Origin of the sequence: Mesorhizobium sp. WSM4935, from assembly GCF_029625735.1 — a bacterium.
In the GTDB taxonomy this organism is placed as follows: domain Bacteria; phylum Pseudomonadota; class Alphaproteobacteria; order Rhizobiales; family Rhizobiaceae; genus Mesorhizobium.
Genome location: NZ_JARTVR010000003.1, coordinates 634,336 through 652,977, shown reverse-complemented (window position 1 = coordinate 652,977; position 18,642 = coordinate 634,336). Strand labels below are relative to the sequence as shown.

19 protein-coding genes and 2 tRNA genes are annotated in these 18,642 nt (G+C 63.7%); 5 read left to right on the top strand and 16 right to left on the bottom strand.

What is annotated here, in order from left to right; all coding sequences use genetic code 11:
* Both P9273_RS11230 and P9273_RS11225 read right to left on the bottom strand, forming a co-directional pair.
* Window positions 1-1,116, bottom strand: a complete 1,116-nt coding sequence (locus P9273_RS11230) for a carbohydrate ABC transporter permease (RefSeq protein WP_278048947.1) — start codon at window positions 1,114-1,116, stop codon at window positions 1-3.
* Between the two features lie 92 nt (window positions 1,117-1,208).
* The gene (locus P9273_RS11225) at window positions 1,209-2,885 is read right to left on the bottom strand and encodes an ABC transporter substrate-binding protein (protein ID WP_278048946.1); all 1,677 of its coding nucleotides are present in this window, start codon (window positions 2,883-2,885) and stop codon (window positions 1,209-1,211) included.
* A 283-nt stretch (window positions 2,886-3,168) separates the two neighbouring features.
* Here P9273_RS11225 and P9273_RS11220 point away from each other — a divergent pair, with 283 nt between their 5' ends.
* From P9273_RS11220 to P9273_RS11205, 4 genes are all read left to right on the top strand, one after another.
* Entirely contained in the window at window positions 3,169-4,227 is a 1,059-nt protein-coding gene (locus tag P9273_RS11220) for an ABC transporter ATP-binding protein (RefSeq protein WP_278048945.1), read from the top strand.
* Between the two features lie 84 nt (window positions 4,228-4,311).
* Complete coding sequence (locus tag P9273_RS11215) at window positions 4,312-4,764, top strand: RbsD/FucU family protein (protein WP_278048944.1); 453 nt, start codon at window positions 4,312-4,314, stop codon at window positions 4,762-4,764.
* A gap of 4 nt (window positions 4,765-4,768) precedes the next feature.
* Window positions 4,769-5,710: a ribokinase gene (rbsK, locus tag P9273_RS11210; protein ID WP_278048943.1), complete on the top strand. Its 942-nt coding sequence runs from the start codon at window positions 4,769-4,771 to the stop codon at window positions 5,708-5,710.
* A 314-nt stretch (window positions 5,711-6,024) separates the two neighbouring features.
* Window positions 6,025-6,474: an HK97 family phage prohead protease gene (locus P9273_RS11205; RefSeq protein ID WP_278049041.1), complete on the top strand. Its 450-nt coding sequence runs from the start codon at window positions 6,025-6,027 to the stop codon at window positions 6,472-6,474.
* Window positions 6,475-6,477: 3 nt separating this feature from the next.
* Here P9273_RS11205 and P9273_RS11200 read toward each other — a convergent pair whose 3' ends face one another.
* Entirely contained in the window at window positions 6,478-6,675 is a 198-nt protein-coding gene (locus P9273_RS11200) for a hypothetical protein (RefSeq protein WP_040995643.1), read from the bottom strand.
* A gap of 339 nt (window positions 6,676-7,014) precedes the next feature.
* A tRNA-Asp gene (locus P9273_RS11195) sits at window positions 7,015-7,091 on the bottom strand.
* 218 nt (window positions 7,092-7,309) lie between these two features.
* Here P9273_RS11195 and P9273_RS11190 point away from each other — a divergent pair.
* Window positions 7,310-7,385 (top strand) — tRNA-Val (locus P9273_RS11190).
* Between the two features lie 78 nt (window positions 7,386-7,463).
* Here P9273_RS11190 and P9273_RS11185 read toward each other — a convergent pair.
* From P9273_RS11185 to P9273_RS11130, 12 genes are all read right to left on the bottom strand, one after another.
* On the bottom strand, window positions 7,464-8,000 hold the full coding sequence (locus P9273_RS11185) for a hypothetical protein (RefSeq protein WP_336619381.1): 537 nt from the start codon (window positions 7,998-8,000) through the stop codon (window positions 7,464-7,466).
* 137 nt (window positions 8,001-8,137) lie between these two features.
* Window positions 8,138-8,908: an SDR family NAD(P)-dependent oxidoreductase gene (locus P9273_RS11180; RefSeq protein WP_278048942.1), complete on the bottom strand. Its 771-nt coding sequence runs from the start codon at window positions 8,906-8,908 to the stop codon at window positions 8,138-8,140.
* 13 nt (window positions 8,909-8,921) lie between these two features.
* Complete coding sequence (locus tag P9273_RS11175; RefSeq protein WP_278048941.1) at window positions 8,922-9,917, bottom strand: ABC transporter permease; 996 nt, start codon at window positions 9,915-9,917, stop codon at window positions 8,922-8,924.
* 98 nt (window positions 9,918-10,015) lie between these two features.
* Window positions 10,016-11,056, bottom strand: a complete 1,041-nt coding sequence (locus P9273_RS11170) for a sugar ABC transporter substrate-binding protein (RefSeq protein WP_278048940.1) — start codon at window positions 11,054-11,056, stop codon at window positions 10,016-10,018.
* A 39-nt stretch (window positions 11,057-11,095) separates the two neighbouring features.
* Window positions 11,096-11,860, bottom strand: a complete 765-nt coding sequence (locus P9273_RS11165; RefSeq protein ID WP_278048939.1) for an ATP-binding cassette domain-containing protein — start codon at window positions 11,858-11,860, stop codon at window positions 11,096-11,098.
* Window positions 11,857-13,023, bottom strand: a complete 1,167-nt coding sequence (locus P9273_RS11160) for an ROK family transcriptional regulator (protein WP_278048938.1) — start codon at window positions 13,021-13,023, stop codon at window positions 11,857-11,859. The genes P9273_RS11165 and P9273_RS11160 overlap by 4 nt, the downstream gene beginning before the upstream one ends.
* 247 nt (window positions 13,024-13,270) lie before the next feature.
* A complete protein-coding gene (locus P9273_RS11155; protein ID WP_278048937.1) occupies window positions 13,271-14,026 on the bottom strand; it encodes an ABC transporter permease in 756 nt (251 codons plus the stop codon).
* Entirely contained in the window at window positions 14,023-14,796 is a 774-nt protein-coding gene (locus tag P9273_RS11150) for an ABC transporter ATP-binding protein (RefSeq protein ID WP_278048936.1), read from the bottom strand. Before P9273_RS11150 ends, P9273_RS11155 begins: the two co-directional genes overlap by 4 nt.
* A gap of 70 nt (window positions 14,797-14,866) precedes the next feature.
* A complete protein-coding gene (locus P9273_RS11145; protein WP_278048935.1) occupies window positions 14,867-15,919 on the bottom strand; it encodes an ABC transporter substrate-binding protein in 1,053 nt (350 codons plus the stop codon).
* Between the two features lie 68 nt (window positions 15,920-15,987).
* Window positions 15,988-16,422: a VOC family protein gene (locus P9273_RS11140; RefSeq protein WP_278048934.1), complete on the bottom strand. Its 435-nt coding sequence runs from the start codon at window positions 16,420-16,422 to the stop codon at window positions 15,988-15,990.
* A 2-nt stretch (window positions 16,423-16,424) separates the two neighbouring features.
* Window positions 16,425-17,159 (bottom strand): FadR/GntR family transcriptional regulator, encoded by a 735-nt coding sequence (locus P9273_RS11135; RefSeq protein ID WP_278048933.1) that lies wholly within the window; start codon window positions 17,157-17,159, stop codon window positions 16,425-16,427.
* A complete protein-coding gene (locus P9273_RS11130; protein WP_278048932.1) occupies window positions 17,156-18,592 on the bottom strand; it encodes an FAD-binding oxidoreductase in 1,437 nt (478 codons plus the stop codon). Before P9273_RS11130 ends, P9273_RS11135 begins: the two co-directional genes overlap by 4 nt.
* Window positions 18,593-18,642 lie beyond the last annotated feature (50 nt).

The window sequence follows — 18,642 nt, the reverse complement described above, 5'->3', positions numbered from 1 at the left end:
TCAGTTGACGTTGCGCACGAAGCGACTGGCGACTTTCAACAGCCAGGTCACGAAGACGATGATGATGATCAGATAGGCCATGGCCAGCATGGTGCCGTAGCCGACATTCGAGCGGTCGCGGTATTCGCGGTAGATGAAGCTCGAAACGGAATCGGTGGCGCCGCCGGGGCCGCCGGAGGTCAGGGTGATGATGATGTCAGCAAGCTTTAGCTTGAAAATGATGCGCAGGATCACGGCCGTCACCGACACTGGCAGCATCAGCGGGAAGGTGACCTGCCAGAAGGTCTGCCATGCGGTCGCGCCATCCACGCGGGCAGCTTCCAGCACCTCGCGCGACATCGCCTGCAGGCCGGCAAGCAGCATGATCATCATGAACGGGATGAAGGTCCAGGCGTCGAGCATCATGATCGCGATGCGGGCGGTGATCGGATCGGAGAAGAAGGCGGGATTGTCCCAGCCGAGATGGCGCGCCAGCGTCGCCGCCGGCCCGAACCGGTACTCCATCAGCGATTTGCCGACCATCCAGGACACGGCGACCGGCGACAGCATCAGCGGCAGCAGGAACACGACGCGGAAGAATTTGCGGGCCCGGATCTGCGCGTTGAGCAGGAGCGCAAGGCCGAAGGCGACGACATATTCGACCAGCACCGCAAGCACATAGAGCACCATGTTGAACAGCGCGTTGCGGTAATAGGGGTCGGCCAGCATCTGCCAGAAATTGTCGAGGCCGTTGAACCTTCGTCCGGTATACGAGCTGAGGTTCCAGTCGGTCAGCGCGATGTAGAAGCCGAACAGCGTCGGGAAGATCACCATGGCGATGGTGAAGAGCAGCGCCGGCAAAAGGAACAGCGCGCGCTGCCCATCCTCGCCGCGCGTAAGCACCTGCCAGGCGCCAAGCGCTGCGCCCCAGAAGATGTAGGCGTAGACCACAGGGCGCCAGGTGTAGAATCCGACCGTGGACATCTCGGTCTTGTAGAGGATCTGCACGATGATGATCGCCAGCAGGCCAAGCGTTGCAATGGCCAGCAGGCCCCAGCCGAGGCGCTTGCGTCCTTGCGGGATCAGGTCGGCCGGATTTGCCGGCCACGCATTCGCGGTCGAAGTCTGCTCAGCCACGCCTCTGCCTCTTTGCCATCGAACCGGTCGAGCCGGTAAAGGTGCGGCCCGATGACGATGTGCCATCGGGCCGCGACGTCTCATAAGTCAGCCTACATGCCGAGCGAGGCTTTGTAGAGCTTGATCTGGTTTTCGCGGCCGATCTGGTCGGTCAGCTTTTCCCAGGCCGCCGCGATGGCGTCGGCGCCTTCCTGCGCCTTCATCTTGCCGGCGAAGGTGTTGGCCAGAATGTCCTCCGCGGCGGAGTAGTACTGGAAGATGCCGGGGATGCGCGGCTCGATCGCCGCGTTCGGATGGTTATAGGAATCGCCTTCCGACTTGAGGTAGGAGGTGATGAAGGCCTCGTCATAGCCGGCCGCCACCCATTCGGGAATGTTGAAGTGGGAGTTGCGGTAGGGCTGGAAGCCCGACGGATACATCGCCGTCCAGATCGACAGGTCCTTGCCGCCGAGATGCGCGGCGGCCGACCATGCCGCCTTCTTCTTCTTCTCGTCGGAATCGACGCGGGCCATGACATAGACGCCCCAGCCGAGATAGGCGCAGTTCGGCGCATAGTTCGGACCGCTGGCGAGCTTTTCCCACTTGCCGGTCTTTGAGTTGTAGACGTCGTCGGAGCCCGGCAGGATCGAGAAGCCGGTGACGTCGCCGATGACCGAAGAGTCATTGGTCTTCACGTTCGAGCCGACATCGCCCCACCAGGGGATCATCGAGCCGGTGCCGGCCAGGAACTGCTGGAAGGCGGTCGTGTTCGGATCCGCGTTGATCTGGTCGGCCGGCTCGGACGGCAGGGCGTCGATCACGTCCTGGATGGCGCGCACCCAGGCTGGGTTGTTGATGCGCGGCTTCATCGTGTCGGCATCGAAGAGCCAGGCCTTGTCATCGGGATGCTTGGCATAGGCTGTGGCGCGGCTGCCGAGGAAATAGAAGCCGAAACCGCCCCAGGGCTTGGGCGCGTCGAGGTAGCCGTAGACGTCCTGGCCCTTGAATTTCTTGCCCTTCAGGAACTTGGTCACGGCCTGCACCTGCTGCCAGGTCTTGGGCACGCCCCACTCGGTCAGGCCGGCCTTGTCGCCGCTGTCGGCTTTCCAGGCCGCCGCCAGCTCGGAGTCGGAGAACACGTCGGTGCGGTAGTTGAAATTGTGCGTGTCGCCGTCGATGGTCACGCGATACTGCTTGCCCTCCCAGGTGCCGACCGGCGGCTTCAGGTAGTTGACCAGGTCGTCGAAATCGATCTGCTTCTTGACCCAGTCGGGCATTTCGGAGGTGAGGCCCTTGCCGCAGACATCGCCTTCAAAGGGCGCGCCCATCTCGATGATATCGAAGTCGACGGTCTTGGTCGCGATGGACTGCTGCAGGCGGGCGTTATAGTCGGCCTGGGCGAGGTCGATCCAGCTGATCTTGGCGCCCGTATAGGCCTCCCACGGCTTCAGGAAGCCACGGAACAGCACGTTATGCAGGTTCTGGTTGTTGAGGCCCATGAAGGTGAGCTCGACGCCGGCGAACTCGCCTTCCTTGACATTGGCCTTGGTCGCTCCGAGGCAGAGCTCGCCGACCTTCTGGAAGTCCGCATCGGTCGGCTGGCCCTTGCCGACGCCCGGGATCTGCAGGATTTTCGCACGCAAGCTGTCGTCGGCGGCGGCCGGCCTCGTCAGCGCGCCGAGCCCGGCGCCGGAGGCGGCGGCGACGGCCGCCATGCTGGCCGCACCCTTCAGCACATCGCGGCGGCTCGCGCCGGCGCGCATCAGTTTTTCATACAGATCGACTCTCATCTAAGGTTCCTCCCAGAACAACAGCGCTTGAATTGAAGTGCCAATCTCTCTCGGACGTCGAAACGTCTCACGGTTCTCCTCGATCATACGGGACGTGGGACCCCACCCTGCGTCGCCTGGAGCCCCGATTTCCCGGTAAAATACCGGTTGTCGGATCGGCACTCGCCACTATTCGCGTAATCGATTACCTTGTCAACAAGATTGGCTTTTTATCTATAAGATACCGACTTGCCGTTGCCGCCGGCAATGGCTAGCTTCACCGCAAAAGATAAAAGGGGAGACGATGGCTCAAGTCGCGATCAGCAGTGTGGCCAAGGCGTTCGGAACCGTCAAGGTCCTGCATGAGGTCAGCGTCGATATTGCCGACGGGCAGTTCGTCGTGCTGGTCGGCCCGTCAGGATGCGGCAAGTCCACGCTGCTCAGGATGGTGGCCGGGCTGGAGACGGTTTCCGGCGGCACGATCTCAATCGGCGACCGCGTCGTTAACAACCTGCCGCCGGCCAAGCGCGACATCGCCATGGTGTTCCAGAATTATGCGCTCTATCCGCATAAGACGGTGGAGCAGAACATGGCCTTCGCGCTGAAGCTGCGGGGCACCGATCCGGCCGTCGTCGCCGAACGGGTCAAGCGCGCCGCCGACATCCTCGACCTCGCGCCTTACCTCAAACGCTACCCGCGCCAGCTTTCGGGCGGCCAGCGCCAGCGCGTCGCCATGGGCCGCGCCATCGTGCGCAATCCGCAGGTGTTCCTGTTCGACGAGCCGCTTTCCAATCTCGACGCCAAGTTGCGCGTGCAGATGCGCACCGAGATCAAGGAACTGCACCAGCGGCTGAAGACGACCACCATCTACGTCACCCACGACCAGATCGAGGCCATGACCATGGCCGACAAGATCGTGGTGATGCGCGACGGCCGCATCGAGCAGGTCGGCGCGCCGCTGGAGCTGTTCGACCGGCCGGCGAACCTTTTTGTCGCCGGCTTCATCGGCTCGCCTTCGATGAACCTGCTCAAAGGCACTGTGAAGAAGGCCGGGAAGCCGGTCATCGAGATCGCCGGCACGGCGTTCCCGATGCCCTCGGGCGCCGTTGCCGAGGATGGCCAGGCCGTCGTCTACGGCGTGCGGCCCGAACATCTGGAAATCCAACCGGACGGCGTCGAGGCCAAGGTCTCCGTGGTCGAGCCGACGGGCTCCGAGACCCTGGCCTTCGTACGCTTCGGCGAGGGCGAGATGGTGGCGCTGTTTCGCGAGCGCCACGACTTCAAGCCGGGCGACACGCTCAAGCTCAAGCCGCGTCTCGACCAGGTCCACCTCTTCGACGCCGGCACCGGCAAGCGTCTTTAGAGCTTTACGCAATTCGGGACGGAAAACCGCTCACACTTTTCCTGGAATTGCTCCAGACCGCACACAGACTTCCAAGAGGAAACCATGCTCAAAGGGATCAATCCGCTGCTCAATGCCGATGTGCTCCAGGCGCTGCGGGCGATGGGGCACGGCGACGACCTGATCATCGCCGACACCAATTTCCCGTCCGATTCGGTCGCGCGGCAAACCGTGCTCGGTAAGCTGCTGCGCATCGATGCGACGGCGGCCGAGGTGGTGAAGGCGGTGCTGTCGGTCTTGCCGCTGGATACTTTCGTCAACGATGCGGCGGCGCGCATGGAGATCGTCGGCAAGCCAAACGAGATCCCGCCGGTGCAGAAAGAGGTGCAGAAGGAGATCGACGCGGCGGAGGGCAAGCCCTGGCCGATGATCTCGATCGAGCGCTACGCCTTTTACGAGCGCTCCAAGAAAGCCTATTGCGTGATCCAGACCGGCGAGCGCCGCTTCTATGGCTGCTTTGCCTTCCGCAAGGGCGTCATCCCGCCGGATGCGGAGTAGGGACATGGCCACCGGCAAGCCTGTCATGAAGCCTATTGTGATTTTGGGCGTCTTCGTCGCCGACACCGCCTATCGCGCCGATCGCCAGCCGCGCCTGGGCGAGACGATCCTCGGCAATTCCTTCAAGCTCGGCCCGGGCGGCAAGGGCTCGAACCAGGCGGTCGCGGCAGGCAAACTTGGCGCCGATATCACCTTCCTGACCAGGCTCGGCGTCGATGCGTTCGCCGACATGGCCAAACAGACGTGGAAGGACGCAGGCGTGAAAAGCGCCGTCATCGACACGCCGGACAGCTATACTGGCGCGGCCTACATATTTATCGAGGAAGGCACCGGCAACAATGCCATCATCGTCAGCCCGGGCGCGGCGATGCTGATCTCGCCCGCCGATATCGAGGCCCATGCCGGCCTGATCCGATCGGCCGGCGTCTTCGTCACCCAACTCGAGCAGCCGATCGATGCGGCCCTGAAGGCGCTTGAGATCGCGCGCGGGGCAAAGGTGACGACCATTCTCAATCCGGCGCCTGCCGCCAGCCTGCCGGACCGCATCTACGCGCTGTGCGACTATGTCACGCCCAACGAGACCGAGGCCGAAGGTCTGACCGGCATTCATGTCTCCTCGATCGACGATGCTCGCAGCGCCGCCGACGCTCTGCTGGCCAAGGGCGTTGGCGCCGTCATCGTGACGCTGGGAGAAAAGGGTGCGCTGCTGCACACCAAGGACCGCTCCGAACATGTCGGCGCGGTCAGTGCCGGCCCGGTGGTCGAAACGACGGGCGCGGGCGATGCTTTCAACGGCGGCCTCGCCGCCGCTTTGGCAAAGGGCGTCGAGCCGCTGGAGGCGGTCCGCTTTGCCTGCGCAGTCGCCGGCATTTCGGTGACGCGCCCCGGCACCGCGCCGTCGATGCCGACCCTTAAGGAAGTCGAGACGCTGCTTGCAAAGGCGTGAAATCGCAGTTCGCGCGGTTTATTAGCGGCCCCTTGTCCCGGAACGCTCCCGAAGCAAGCGCGTTCATCGTCCTGGTCGGCAACGCCGGAACGGCAGGATGAAAAAACCATACGAAAAACCCACGCTCGTGAAGCGCCAGAAGCTCACCGCGCGGACGGCTCAGATTATCGCTTCCGGCGTCATATTGGGCGAATGATCTTGGAACAGCTGATCCTTGGAAGAGTAAAGGGCGGGCAGGTCCCGCCATGGCGGCAAGTAACACGATATCCGGGTGGGCCCCCATATAACGCACCCACCACCATCGCGGGGCCTTCATCGAGAAGATCGCCCCCGGCGCCTTCTCCAAATCTCTCAGCGATGTAGGCCTACTCTGGAGCCATGACCACGATCGGCCGCTTGCTCGCACGACCAGCCGCTCGCTCACCTTGCGGGATCAGGGGCGGATGGGCTTGTGGTTTTCGGCGGATCTGGACCCCTCGAACCCTGATGCCGCGCTGGCTCTTTCGTCTATTGGGCGCCGCGAGACGGTCGGTAGGAGTTTTGGATTCCGACCCACCAAGGAAAATTGGCTAGAGCCCGAAGATTACAATGCTTTGCCAGAACGCACGATTTTGGAGGCGGAGTTGTTTGAGATTTCCGCGGTCATCCGGCCAGCCTATCCCCAATCATATGTCGATGTCATGCGCTCCGACAACGCAGCCAACGCGCGGCGCCGCCTCATTGAGAAGATGGAGCGCGAGCACAAGCTGCGGGGGATCAGGTGAGCGCTATTCCGTCTTCGGTGGCGCTTCTTTCTTGATCTGTTGCGCATCCGACGCCTTTGTCACGTCGGACTTTTGAACGCTGGCGGTCTTCTGTGTGTCGACCTGGGTCGCCGATGCCATCGATTGATGATAGGCGCAGTCGGCAGACGCCCCAGAGACGGACAGGCCAAGCACGGCGATCGTTGTAAGGAAGGCTTTCATCGTCATCCTCCTTATTCGTGATGACGCAGCGTAACCCGGCCGGCGCGGAGCGCAAAATCACTTTTGGGGGGCCGGGCGTCAGCCGAGGCCGCGATAAGGTTGCGGGGGATCCACGAAAGGGGGGTGGCATGATCACCGTTGGCAACCTCACGCTATCGGTCGCTACCGCCGGGCGGACTTATCGCTGGCCCGGTTTGGTCGATAGCGGCGCGCTGAGCATCGCAGGAAAGGCCGCAAGCTCCTGAGCTTGGAACAGAACGAGTTCAAAAAGTTGAAACTCGGCCGCGAAAAAAGTTGAAACCGCCAATGGCAAGAGAGGCATAAGCCTTTGAAAACAAATGGCGCGAGTGACGGGGCTCGAACCCGCGACCTCCGGCGTGACAGGCCGGCACTCTAACCGACTGAGCTACACCCGCGCACTGACGAGCACGTGTCAGGCGTGTTCGTCGTTGGGGCGCTGGATAAGGGGTTCGCCTGCGGGTGTCAAGCGCGGCATTCAAGCATTGCTGCAATCAGGAGAAGGTTTTTTGACAACGGCGCCGAGGCTGGGGAAATCCGCACCGCGACGGGGGCACCGTCTGTTCATTTGGCCTTGCGAATACGGCCCTAACTGCTTAATGGTCCGCGCTCAGGCGGGCGATTAGCTCAGTTGGTAGAGCGCTTCGTTTACACCGAAGATGTCGGCGGTTCGAGCCCGTCATCGCCCACCAATCCGCCAGACAAGCTGAAGCAAAATGCGGCAGCGGCCCTCGCCAGGGCCGCCACTCTGAAGCACCTGATTCAGGCCGCTACTGTCTCACATAGCAGCGTTTGTGAGCGCCCGGAGCGGGATCATCGCCGAAAGCGTTGTTGCTGCAGCGAACGCCGTTCCTGAAAACATCCTGCGTGTATTGGCCGCGTGCGCCGTATCTGACCATCGCGCGGCCGCGGAAATCGCAGAACTCGCCCTCCCGGGCGCAGGCGACCCATTCGCCGCGGCCCGGACGTGGGCCGTAGTCATCGTCGCCGTAATCGTCGTCATCACCATAGCCGCCACGAGCCACGAAGTAACAGGCCTTCTCGCGGCCGGGGGCGGGGTCGCCAAAGAGGCGATTCGAGCAGGGCACGGACCGACGGTCAAAAAACCGCGAGGTTGTTCGGCCCCGCGCGCCGTAAACCACCTCCGTCGGATAGGGCAAGCGGCATATGCCGCCTTCATTGGCACATCGCCGCAGCTGCTGCGCCGAGGCGCTAGCGGGGAAAAGGGCGGTGGCGGTCGCAGCCAAGCCGATGAGGCAAATGACTGCAAACGCCATTCGGATCAAGAAAATTGGGGTTTTTGACACGGTTTGTCCTCCATGCGATGCAAGCTCGCCATCCTACAGCAGCCCGGTTCAACAGGCGATGAATGAGCCGGTCATTGCAAGGGCCGTCGCCGCCGGCCCATCTTGCCAAGGATGGGCTGTGCCCAAGCCGCGGCGACTCACGGCGGTGTCAGGCGAAAATCCTGGCCTTCCGGCAGGAGCTGGCCGCCATCGACGACAATTGTCGTGCCGGTGATATAGCTGGCGTCGTCCGAGGCCAGGAATAGGAAGGCATTGGCGACGTCGCGCGGCGTGCCGAGGCGCCCGAGCGGCACAGCGTCCTCCATGCTCTTGATAAAGGCGGCGGCGCGGTGCAGCCGCATGCCTTCCGTCAGGATGTTGCCGGGCTCGACGCCGTTGACGGTGATGCCGTAGCCGGAAAACTCCAGCGCCGCGGCACGGATGAAGCCGTTGATGCCGGCCTTGCTTGCGGAATAGTGACCGTGGCCGGGGCTGCTCACCTGAGGCCCGGTGATGGAGGACGTGAAGAGCATGCGGCCGCTCCGCTGCGCCTTCATCGGTATCAGAGCGGCGCGGGCGGTGTTGAAGGTGCCGCGCAAATTGACCGCCATGACGCGGTCCCAGTCCTCCGGGCTGGTGTTTTCGATGAGCTGCCAGGGATAAATGCCGGCGTTCTGGACGACGATGTCGAGGCGGCCATGGCGCTTCAGTGCCAAAGCCACGACAGCTTCGGCGTCGGCCATCTTCGAGATGTCGGTATGGATAAAGGCGGCACCTAGCTCGTCGGCGCTCGCCTGGCCGGCCTCCGCTTCGCTGTCGGCAAGCACCAGCCTTGCGCCTTCCTCGGCAAAGCGCTGGGCTATGCCCTTGCCGATGCCGCGCGCGGCGCCGATGATCACCGCCACCTTGCCTTCGATACGTCCGGTCATGCGAGCCGTCCTGTCATGCGAGTTTTTGACGAATCGTTTGCTTGAAAGCGTCGAGCAGCACGGCCGCCAGTACCAGCAGGCCGTGGATGACCTGGGTGAAATTGGCCGGCAGGCCCATGAGGTTGATTGCCGTGTTGATGGCCGACAGAAGCAGCACGCCGGCGTAAACACCGGGCAGCGTGCCGACACCGCCCTTCAGGCTGACGCCGCCGATGACGACGGCGGCGAAGGCGTTGAACAGGAGGCCGACGCCCAGATTGGCGGTGGCGCCGGAGGTGCGGATGGCGAGCAGCCAGCCGGCAAGGCCGGCAATCGCACCGGCAAGCACGAAAGCGATAATCAGGTTGCGGTTGACGCGGATGCCGGCGCGGAAAGTCGCGGTCTCATTGCCGCCGATCATCACCAGATGGCGGCCGAAAGGAGTCTTGGCCAGGATTAGCGAAAAAATGACGAAACAGGCGACCGCGATCCAGGCGGTGAGCGGCAGGCCCGCGAGGCGCTGGATGCCGAACCAGCGGATCGCAGGCGCCAGGTCCTGCGCCGAGCGTCCACCGGAGATGACCAGCACAAGGCCGCGCACCCAGATGTAGGAGGCCAGCGTGATGATGAAGGCGCTCATTTGCAGCCTGACGACGAGAACGCCGTTGATGACACCGATGATGGCGCCCACCGCCAGCGCGATGGCGAGCGAGACCGGCACCATCAGCCAGTCCGGATACAGCTGCAGGCCGAGGCCGATGCCGGACGAGCAGAACATGACGCCGACCGCCATGGCGCTGAGCGCCGCGACCGATTCGACCGAAAGGTCCATGTGGCCGGCAATGATGACCAGCGCCAGGCCGATCGACATGACGCCGAGCACGCTGGACGCCTCGACGATGTTGGCGAAGATACCGAGCTGGAAGAAGTTCGGAATGAAGATCGAGAACACCGCCAGCACGAAGACCAGCATGAACCAGACGAGATTGTCGAGCACGAGCTCGAGACTATGGCGGGTGCGTGGGCTCATCGGCCGATCCGGTTAGCGTCGGGTTTGAATGCGCGGCCGCCGCGGGGCGGACTGCGAGGCCCCCGGGCCGCGTGCGGCCCGGGGCTCTGCTGGGAAGCCTATTCGACGGACTTGACGGTTTCCGTCGGCGGCTTCTGATTGCCCCAGAAGGCGGGGTTGTCGACATTCGCCTTGGTGATCGCAGCACCCGGGATCTTGATGTTGGGGCCCCAGGCTTCCTTGGTCACCACCGACTTCAGGCCGAGCACGTCATAGTCGCCGGGCTTGATCTCCTGCTTGTTGGCGACCTTGTCCATGAACATGGCGACAGCGGCGGCCTGTGCGTAAAGCGGCTGCTCGACCTCGACGTTCAGCCAACCCTTGCGGATCAGGTCGAGGCCGACAGGCGCGCCGTTCGAGCTCATCAGCATGACATCGCCCGGCTTCTTGCCGGCGGCTTCAAGCGAAGCAACCGCGGCGACCGACAGGTGGGCGGCATGGCTGAAGATCAGGTCGATGTCGGGATTGGCCAGCATCTGGTCGGCGACGATCGTGCCGGCGTTGCTCGCTTCCCACTGCATGGCCGGTAGCGAGATGATCTTGACGTCCGGAAACGCCTTCATCTTTTCCTCAAAACCCTTCTGGATATCGAGGGTATAAGGGTCGCCGGGATCGCCGAGCACCTGCAGGATCTTGCCTTTGACCGCGCCGTTCTTGGCCTTCAGCAGCGCTTCGGCCTGGTCGGCCGCGATGTGGCCGATCTCGACCGTGCCGGCGACGGAGGTGAAGTCGGACGGTGTCGCGGTGATCTGGCGGTCGAACTCGACCACCGGGATTCCGGCGGCCCGCGCGGCCTCCACCGACGGCTTCAGTGCGTTGAAGTCGACAGCGGCGAGGATGATCGCCTTCGGCTTCAGGGCAATCACGTCATTCATCTGCGATTGCTGAGCGTCGGTCTTGTTGTCGGCGTTCAGCGTCTTCATCTCGTAGCCGACCTGCTTCAGGAATAGTTCCAGCGCGCTTACCGAGCCGGTCTGGAATTCGTCGAGCAGTGTCGGCACCAGGTAATAGACGGTACCCTTGGACTGGGCGAATGCCGGCGTGAGCGTGGCAACGGCCAGTGCCAGGATACCGAAGACAGAAAGTAGCATTCGCTTCATGTCATTCGCTCCTCTTCTCGCCGGACCCCTCATTGTTTCTCAGCGCGCCGGTCCGGCACCGGCGAGCGTCTCCCCGGTGATCATGTTGATCACCGCATCGGGACTTGTCTTGTTGCGGGCAACGTCGCCGGCCACGACGCCGTGGCGGATCACAACGATCCGGTCGGCGACCTGGAAGGCCTGCTGCATGATGTGGGTGATGATGACGACGCCGATGCCCTGGCTCGCCACCTGGCGGATCATGTCGAGGCCGCGGCGGGTCTGTTCGACGCCGAGCGCGGCGAAGGGTTCGTCGAGCAGCACCAACTTGCCGCCCCAATGGACGAAGCGGTTGAGCTCGATCGCCTGCCGCTGGCCGCCCGAAAGATGCTCGACCTTGGTACGCAGCGAGGGAATACGTGTGCCGGCATTGGCCAGCGCCTTGCCGACCACTGCTTCCATGGCGCGTTCGTCGAGCACCGGAACGCCCAGCACCTTGCGCGTGATCTCGCGTCCCATGAAGAAATTGGCCACCACATCGACATTGGTGCAGAGCGAAAGGTCCTGGTAGACCGTCTCGATGCCGGCGGCCTTGGCCTCGGCCGGAGACCTGGCGAGGAATTCCTTGCCTTCAAACAGCATGCGGCCCGAGGTCGGTTCGAGCCCGCCGGCGATGATCTTGACCAGCGTCGACTTGCCGGCACCGTTGTCGCCAAGCAGCGCCACGACCTCGCCGCGTCCGATCGAAAAGCTGATGCCGCGCAGCGCCTGGATGGCGCCGTAGTTCTTGGTGACATTGTCGAGGACCAGCAGGGGTTCGCTCATGGCGCGACGTCTCCGCCTCTCAGAAGGTCGCCATCGCGCAGCCGCTTGGCGGTGAAGATCTGGCCGAAGCGCGGGGAAAGCACGCCCGAAACGGCAAGCGCCGCCGCTCCTCGCAGCACCGCATGCTGGCCGCCTTCTGCCACCAGGATGCGCGGCGTGGTGCGATCCTTGCGCGCCGAGACCGAATTCAACAGCGGATGCCCCGATGTTGCCAGCCGTTTGAGCAGGGCAGGCGAGGCCAATCCGCCAAGGACGATCGTTTCAGGATCGAAGAGGTTCTCGATGATAGCGATCGCGTTGCGGAAGACGGGCGCGACCTCGGCCACCCAGCCAGCGTCATCGCCGCTCCAGCGGCTTCGTGCGTCCAGCGAAATGTAGCGTTCGAGGCAGCCGCGATTGCCGCAGGGGCATGGTTCACCATCCGGAACGACCGGGATGTGGCCGATCTCGCCGGCATTGCCCCAGGCGCCGCGCAACGCGCTGCCGTCATGCAGCATGGCGCCGCCGAGCCCGACGCCGAAATAGAGATAGTAATATTCGGAATGTTTTGCGCCAAGACCGTAGAGGCGTTCGCCTATGGCGGCGGCAGCCATATCGTTTTCGAAGAAGGCCGGCAGGCCAGTGGCTGCTGTCAGCCGCTCGCGCAGCGGAACATCCTGCCAGCCGGCCATGGTGGTCGGGCCGACGAAGCTCATGGGTTCAACACCGAACGGGCCCGGAAGCGCCATGCCGATACCGATGACGCGGCCGCCCGGGCGGCGCCCGGTCATCTCGGCGACCATGGCGCCGATTGCTTCGAACGCGTCGTCGGGAGCGGCGTTTGGCGCCTCTCCGTGCGCGCTCTCGACGACGTCGCCGCTGAGATTGATCAGCGCCGCGTCGATGCCGAGCGGGGTGAGATGGATGCCGACGGCATAACCGCCTTCCGGATTGATACGCAGCGTCGCCGGCGGCAGGCCACGGCCCTTCGGCTCCTCGCGAACCGACAGGATGTAACCTTGCGCCTCCAGCTCGCGAACGATGGTCGAAACGGTCTGGACGGTCAGTCCGACATGGCGGGCGATATCGCCGCGAGCAATGGGGCCGAAGCGGCGGATGGATTCGAGCACGATGCGCCGGTTGTACGGCCGCCCGAATTCCTGATTGGTCCCCCGCAACGCCATGCCTTGCGCTCCCACTTGTGGGCAAGACTTGCAGAGAAGATTTATTCAGTCAAATGGAATTCAAAAATATCTCTGGTTGCAGCGCAACAGGAGCCCGCTGCGATCGCCTTTTCGCAGCGGGAAGCTCAAACTCGAAGCCAAAGGGGGCAGTTGGAGCGGCTCGGCGTTTCGCAACATCGCGGAGTCGCTATAAAGCTTTGTTTTCGTACAGTTTTGGAAGGTCGCCACGCACTTCCCTGGCGTTGCCCTAATAGCGGATAGCCCGCCGCTCGATCAGCACGACGATACAGAACAGCGCGATCGACAGCGACGATGATAGTACGATCGCCGCATAAAGCCGGTCGGACTGGTAGTTGAAGGTCGCCTGGATGATCAGGGCGCCGAGCCCCTTGTCCGAGCCGATCCACTCGCCGACGATGGCGCCGATCACGGCGGTGGCCGACGCGATCCTGAGCGAGGAGAACAGCATCGGAAGGGCGCGCGGCAGGCGAAGGCTCCAAAAAATCTCCGAGCGTGTCGCCGACAGCACCCGGAACAGCTCGTGCTCGTTGTCGCTGGCCGAATCGAGGCCGCGGATCATGTTCACCAGCGTCGGGAAAAAACAGATCACCGCGGCAATGACGATTTTCGGCGTCATGCCGAGGCCGAAGATCAGGATGATGATCGGCGACAGCGCCAGGATGGGGATGGTGTTGAAGAACAGCACGATCGGGAAATAGGCCGCTTGCAGGACGCGGCTGTGCACGAAGAGGACGGCAAGCAGCACGGCAGCCAGATTGCCGATGACGAAGCCGGCGAGTGCCTCGATCAGCGTTGGCCGCAGATTGTCGATGAGGAGCGAAAAGTTCTTCTGGAAGACGCCGAGGATCGCTGTCGGGGTCGGCACGATATAGGCCGGCACCCCGAGCAGCGGCAGGAGGTATTGCCAGGCAAGCAGGATCGATGCCGCACCCAGGACGGGAAGCGCGATCGTCATCTGCGGGGAAAGCGGCGCCTGTCTCATGATGCGCGCTCCAGTGCGGCGCGCAGATCGGCCATGGCGGCGACGATCGCCGGATCCTCGCGCTTGCAGCGGTTGCCTTCCTGCTTGAAGGAGCGCATGTCGAGATCCTTCACGACGCGCCCCGGATTGGCGGCGAGCACGATGACGCGCTCGCCGAGATAGGCCGCTTCGGCGATCGAGTGGGTGACGAAAAGGATGGTCGTGCCGCTGCGCCGCCATAGCGCCAATAGCTCGTCGTTCAACCGGTCGCGCGTGATCTCGTCCAGCGCGCCAAACGGTTCGTCCATCAGAAGCAGTTTCGGTTCGCCGAGCAGGGCGCGCGCGATCGCGACGCGCTGGCGCTGGCCGCCGGAGAGCTGATGCGGCAGGCGCTCACCGAGGCCGCCAAGGCCCATGAGCTCCAGCAGTTCCGCGCTGCGGTCCTCGATCTTGCGGGTCAGGCTGCCCTGGCCGACGCCGAGCGGCAGGCGCACATTGTCGCGCACCGTGCGCCAGGGCAGCAGGGTAGAATCCTGGAAGACGAAGCCGACATCGCGGCGCGAACGCACCGCATGCGGCGTGTCGCCAAGCACGCTGATCGTGCCGCCGAGCGGATCGAGCAGGTCGGCCACCACCCTGAGCAAGGTCGACTTGCCGCAACCGGACGGCCCCAGGATTGACAGGAAAGAACCGGCCGCGACCGTCAAGTCGAGGCCGGCGAGCACTTTGACGGCCGTCTGCCGGCCGCCATAGCCGACATCCAGCTGTCGCGCTTCGATCGCGTTCTGCATTAGATCAGCACAACGTTTGACGGAGCATGATCTTTTCCAAAAACCGGTTCCCACTTTTTGGGATCATGCTTTAGGCCGCGGGCGCGTCGAGCTTTGGCCGGTCCGCGGCAGAAAGCTCCAGGATCTTGGTGGTGTAGACATCCTTGGCGGCCGGGCGTCCGTTCGGATATTGGCCGACCTTGTCGAGCAGCGCCAATTGCTCCTCGATCGAGGCCGGATCGAACGTGCCCCAGCCATCCTTGGCGGTGGCGCCGTCGAAGGAGAGCTTCAACACCAGGTTGACGGTCTTTTCCTCCCAGCCGAGGTCCATTTCCGGATAGGCGGCGACCATCTTCTTGACCGCTTCCTGCGGGTTGGCGTGCACCCAGCCCCAGCCCTTGCCCACGGCGCCGATGAACTTCGCCAGAGTCTCAGGGGCCTTTTCGATCGCTGCGTCGGTAGCGAAATAGACGTCGGCATAGGAGCTCAGCCCGAGGTCGCGCACCAGAAGATCGATCCGGTCGTCGCCGACGACGCTGAGCGCTTGGGTGTTGGTGATCCAGCCGCCGATCGCGTCGACATCGCCGCGCACCAGGGGCGCCTTGTCGAAGCCGACATTGACGATGGTCACCTCCGACGGATCGATGCCGTTCTTGGCCAGGATCTCGTCGATGACGAACCGCGCCGTCGGCTGGATGCCGATCTTCTTGCCCTTGAGGTCGGCCGCGCCGCGGATCGGCTTGGCCGGTTTCGAGGTCAGCGCGTAGGGGCCGGTGCGGAAGCCGCAGGCGATGATCTTGATCGGCACGCCGCTGGCGCGGGCTGAATAAAGCTGCGGGGTTTCCGAGAACTGGCCAAGCTGCGCGGCCCCCGAAATGACCGGCGGCACGGTCGAAGCATTCGGGCCGCCGGGGCTGAACTCGACCTCCAGTCCGGCATCCTTGAAATAGCCGTTGGCGACGGCCGCGATGTCGCCGATCTGGCCGTTGGACATCAGCCAGTCATATTGGATGACGACCTTGCCCGCGGCCTTAGCGCCCGGCGTTAGCACCAGCTGCATGCCGGCAGACGCGGCCGCAACGGCCGCAATGCCGCCTTTGACGAAAGCGCGGCGGTTCAATTCGTAGTCTCTGTTCCCACTCATTTTTCGCTCCTGTTGCAGACTTTCTCGTCTCTTCTTTTCAAGCGCCGCTCCCTTCGGCGAGGCGTCGTCTACGGCTGTTCGTCGTGGTAGTCGCCGGGGCCGCCGTCGAGCCAGGCGTAAAGTTCCCAAAGCGTGTCGTCCGGGTCGGTGAAATAGGCGCAGCGCGCGTTCCAGACGTAGTTGTCGGGCGGGCCATAGAAGGGCACGCCCTTGGCGATGAGATCGGCATGCATGCGGTCGATGTCGGCGGGCGTGTCGAGTTGCACGGCGACGCAGACCTTGTGCGCGTGGCGCGGCGATCTCAGCTTGGACACACCGGTATGCCGATTGATGTGGTCGAGCTCCCAGGCGGCGAGCGTGACGCCTTCGCCATGGAAATCGGCAAACCCTTCGGCGCGGCGGCGCAGGCGGAAGCCGAGTTTTTCAACGTAGAACTCGACCGTCCTTTCGATGTTTTCGACCAATAGGCAGACATCGGAGATGTGGGTGATGCTTGCCGGCATGGCTATTTCGCTCCGTTGGCTTTCGAGAGCGGCAGCTTGACGCCGACGCGGTTGGCGGCGCCGATGATGTGCGCGCGCATCGCCGCTTCCGCCGCAGCCGGGTCGCCCGCCACCAGCGCCTCATAAATGCGCACATGCTCGCCGACATTGATCTCGACGAGGTCGTGCAGCGGGTTGGTCATGCGGGCGTAATGGATCGAGTGGCGGATCTGCTCGCAGACGAAGGAAATGAAGGTGTGGATGTAGCTGTTGCCGGTGGCGCGTGCGATCTCGCGATGGAAGAGCAGGTCGGCGTCGATGCTGCCTTCCTCCCAGCGCTCCTCGCCGCCCATGCGGTCGAGCGCCGCCTTGATCGAATCGAGATGTTCCTGGTTGCGGCGCGCCGCGGCGAGGGCCGCCGATTCGGCCTCGAGGATGCAGCGCAGCTCGAACAGCCGCTCCATATTGTGCGTGTCCTTGAGCGCCTCGCGGTCGATGCGGATCGCGGCCCGCTGCTCGGGCGCCAGCACGAAGGCACCGATGCCTTGCCGCGCCTCGATCATGCCGTCGGCACGAAGCTGGGCGATCGCCTCGCGCACGACATTGCGGCTGACGCCGAATTTTTCCGACAGCTCCTGCTCGGTCGGCAGGCGTGCCCCGGGGTTCAGCTCGCCGGATTCGATCTCGCGGCTGAGGAAAGCGGCGACACGGTGCGGCAGCGTCTCGACAGTGCCGATGGCGGCCAGTCTCTGCTTCATGGAAAGATCTCCGTTGCGGGCAGCAGGCAGCCGGGATTCATCAGGCCCTTGGGGTCGAGGGCGTTCTTCAGCGCTGCGGCCATGCGGCGATGCGTCGGCGAAAGCCCGGCCCAGAATTCCTTGCGCCGGCTGCGGCCGATGCCGTGCTCCGCGCTGATCGAGCCGCCGAGACCGACGGCGATTTCATAGAGCCCGGCGATAACCTCAGCGCCACGCGCACGAGCCTCGTGCTCGGCAAGTGCGGGCGGCGGCAGCACGTTGAAATGGATGTTGCCGTCGCCGGCATGGCCGTAGGCGAGGGGAATCCAGCCGGGATGATCGTTCGCGACGAAGCGGCGGGCCTGGTGGATCAGGATAGGGATATCGGAAATCCTCATCGACAGGTCGGTGCGCACATGGTAGCCGCGCTTGGCCTGGCCTTCGACCAGGCCCTCGCGGATCGCCCAAAAACTCCTGGCCTGCGTGGTGCTCACGGCAAGGACCGCGTCGGTCACCAGGCCATGTTCCATGGCATCGCCGAGGAAGCCGGCAAGCAATCCGTTGAGATCGATGGCGGGGCCGGAGGACAGTTCGATGAGGACCTGGACGGGCGCCGAGACCGGCGCTCTCATTCCAGGGTCGATCAGCCGGGCAAGCTCTATGCATTCCGAGCCGATGATCTCGAAAGCGGAGATCAGGTCCGAACAGTCGCGGCGCGCCCGGTTGAAGAGCGCGACAGCCGTCTCGAACGAAGCCAGGCCGAGATAGGCGGTCTCCGTCTTGGCCAGTTTCGGAAACAGCTTGACCTCGACACCCGTGATGATGCCCAGCGTGCCTTCCGAGCCGATGAAAAGCTGCTTCAGGTCATAGCCGCTGTTGTTCTTGCGCAGGCCGGAGAAGCCGTTCCAGAGGTCGCCGTCCGCCAGCACCACTTCGAGGCCAAGGATCAGGTCGCGAGCCATGCCGTAGCGCAGCACGTTGACGCCGCCGGCGTTGGTGGCGGCATTGCCGCCGATCTGGCAGCTGCCTTGCGCGCCGAGCGCCAGCGGGAACAAGCAATCCCGCGCTTCGCACGCATCCTTGATCGTTTGCAGTACGCAGCCGGCATCGGCCCGCAGCGTGAAGTTGTCCGTATCGATCTGCCGGATGGCGTTCATCCGCTCCAGACTGACGACAACCAGGTCGCTGCCTTTGCTGTCGATCGCGCCTGATACCAGCCCGGTGTTGCCGCCTTGCGGGATAACGCCGAGCCCAAGCTCGCTGCAAAGACGCATCACGGCCTGAACCTCGGCTACCGAAGCTGGCCGCAGCACGGCGAGAGCCCCGCCGCGATAATCGCCTGCCCAGTCGCCCAGGTATTTCGCCATGCCGGCCGGATCGAGGGCGATGCCGTTTTGTCCGACAGCGCTTTCCATGGCGCCGAGGATTTCCGGTGAAAAGCGTTGAAGCGTCATGAGCGTTCGCGACTGGGATATCGGATGATGCATATCATCCTACAACTCAG

Bases quoted from the DNA above. Each gene is read 5' to 3' on its own strand.
- P9273_RS11175 (WP_278048941.1), bottom strand. From the start codon at position 9,917: ATGAGCCCACGCACCCGCCATAGTCTCGAGCTCGTGCTCGACAATCTC.
- P9273_RS11170 (WP_278048940.1), bottom strand. From the start codon at position 11,056: ATGAAGCGAATGCTACTTTCTGTCTTCGGTATCCTGGCACTGGCCGTT.
- P9273_RS11150 (WP_278048936.1), bottom strand. From the start codon at position 14,796: ATGCAGAACGCGATCGAAGCGCGACAGCTGGATGTCGGCTATGGCGGC.
- rbsK (WP_278048943.1), top strand. From the start codon at position 4,769: ATGGCCACCGGCAAGCCTGTCATGAAGCCTATTGTGATTTTGGGCGTC.
- P9273_RS11215 (WP_278048944.1), top strand. From the start codon at position 4,312: ATGCTCAAAGGGATCAATCCGCTGCTCAATGCCGATGTGCTCCAGGCG.
- P9273_RS11225 (WP_278048946.1), bottom strand. From the start codon at position 2,885: ATGAGAGTCGATCTGTATGAAAAACTGATGCGCGCCGGCGCGAGCCGC.
- P9273_RS11135 (WP_278048933.1), bottom strand. From the start codon at position 17,159: ATGAAGCAGAGACTGGCCGCCATCGGCACTGTCGAGACGCTGCCGCAC.
- P9273_RS11140 (WP_278048934.1), bottom strand. From the start codon at position 16,422: ATGCCGGCAAGCATCACCCACATCTCCGATGTCTGCCTATTGGTCGAA.
- P9273_RS11180 (WP_278048942.1), bottom strand. From the start codon at position 8,908: ATGACCGGACGTATCGAAGGCAAGGTGGCGGTGATCATCGGCGCCGCG.
- P9273_RS11220 (WP_278048945.1), top strand. From the start codon at position 3,169: ATGGCTCAAGTCGCGATCAGCAGTGTGGCCAAGGCGTTCGGAACCGTC.
- P9273_RS11155 (WP_278048937.1), bottom strand. From the start codon at position 14,026: ATGAGACAGGCGCCGCTTTCCCCGCAGATGACGATCGCGCTTCCCGTC.
- P9273_RS11200 (WP_040995643.1), bottom strand. From the start codon at position 6,675: ATGAAAGCCTTCCTTACAACGATCGCCGTGCTTGGCCTGTCCGTCTCT.
- P9273_RS11160 (WP_278048938.1), bottom strand. From the start codon at position 13,023: ATGGCGTTGCGGGGGACCAATCAGGAATTCGGGCGGCCGTACAACCGG.
- P9273_RS11130 (WP_278048932.1), bottom strand. From the start codon at position 18,592: ATGACGCTTCAACGCTTTTCACCGGAAATCCTCGGCGCCATGGAAAGC.
- P9273_RS11145 (WP_278048935.1), bottom strand. From the start codon at position 15,919: ATGAGTGGGAACAGAGACTACGAATTGAACCGCCGCGCTTTCGTCAAA.
- P9273_RS11165 (WP_278048939.1), bottom strand. From the start codon at position 11,860: ATGAGCGAACCCCTGCTGGTCCTCGACAATGTCACCAAGAACTACGGC.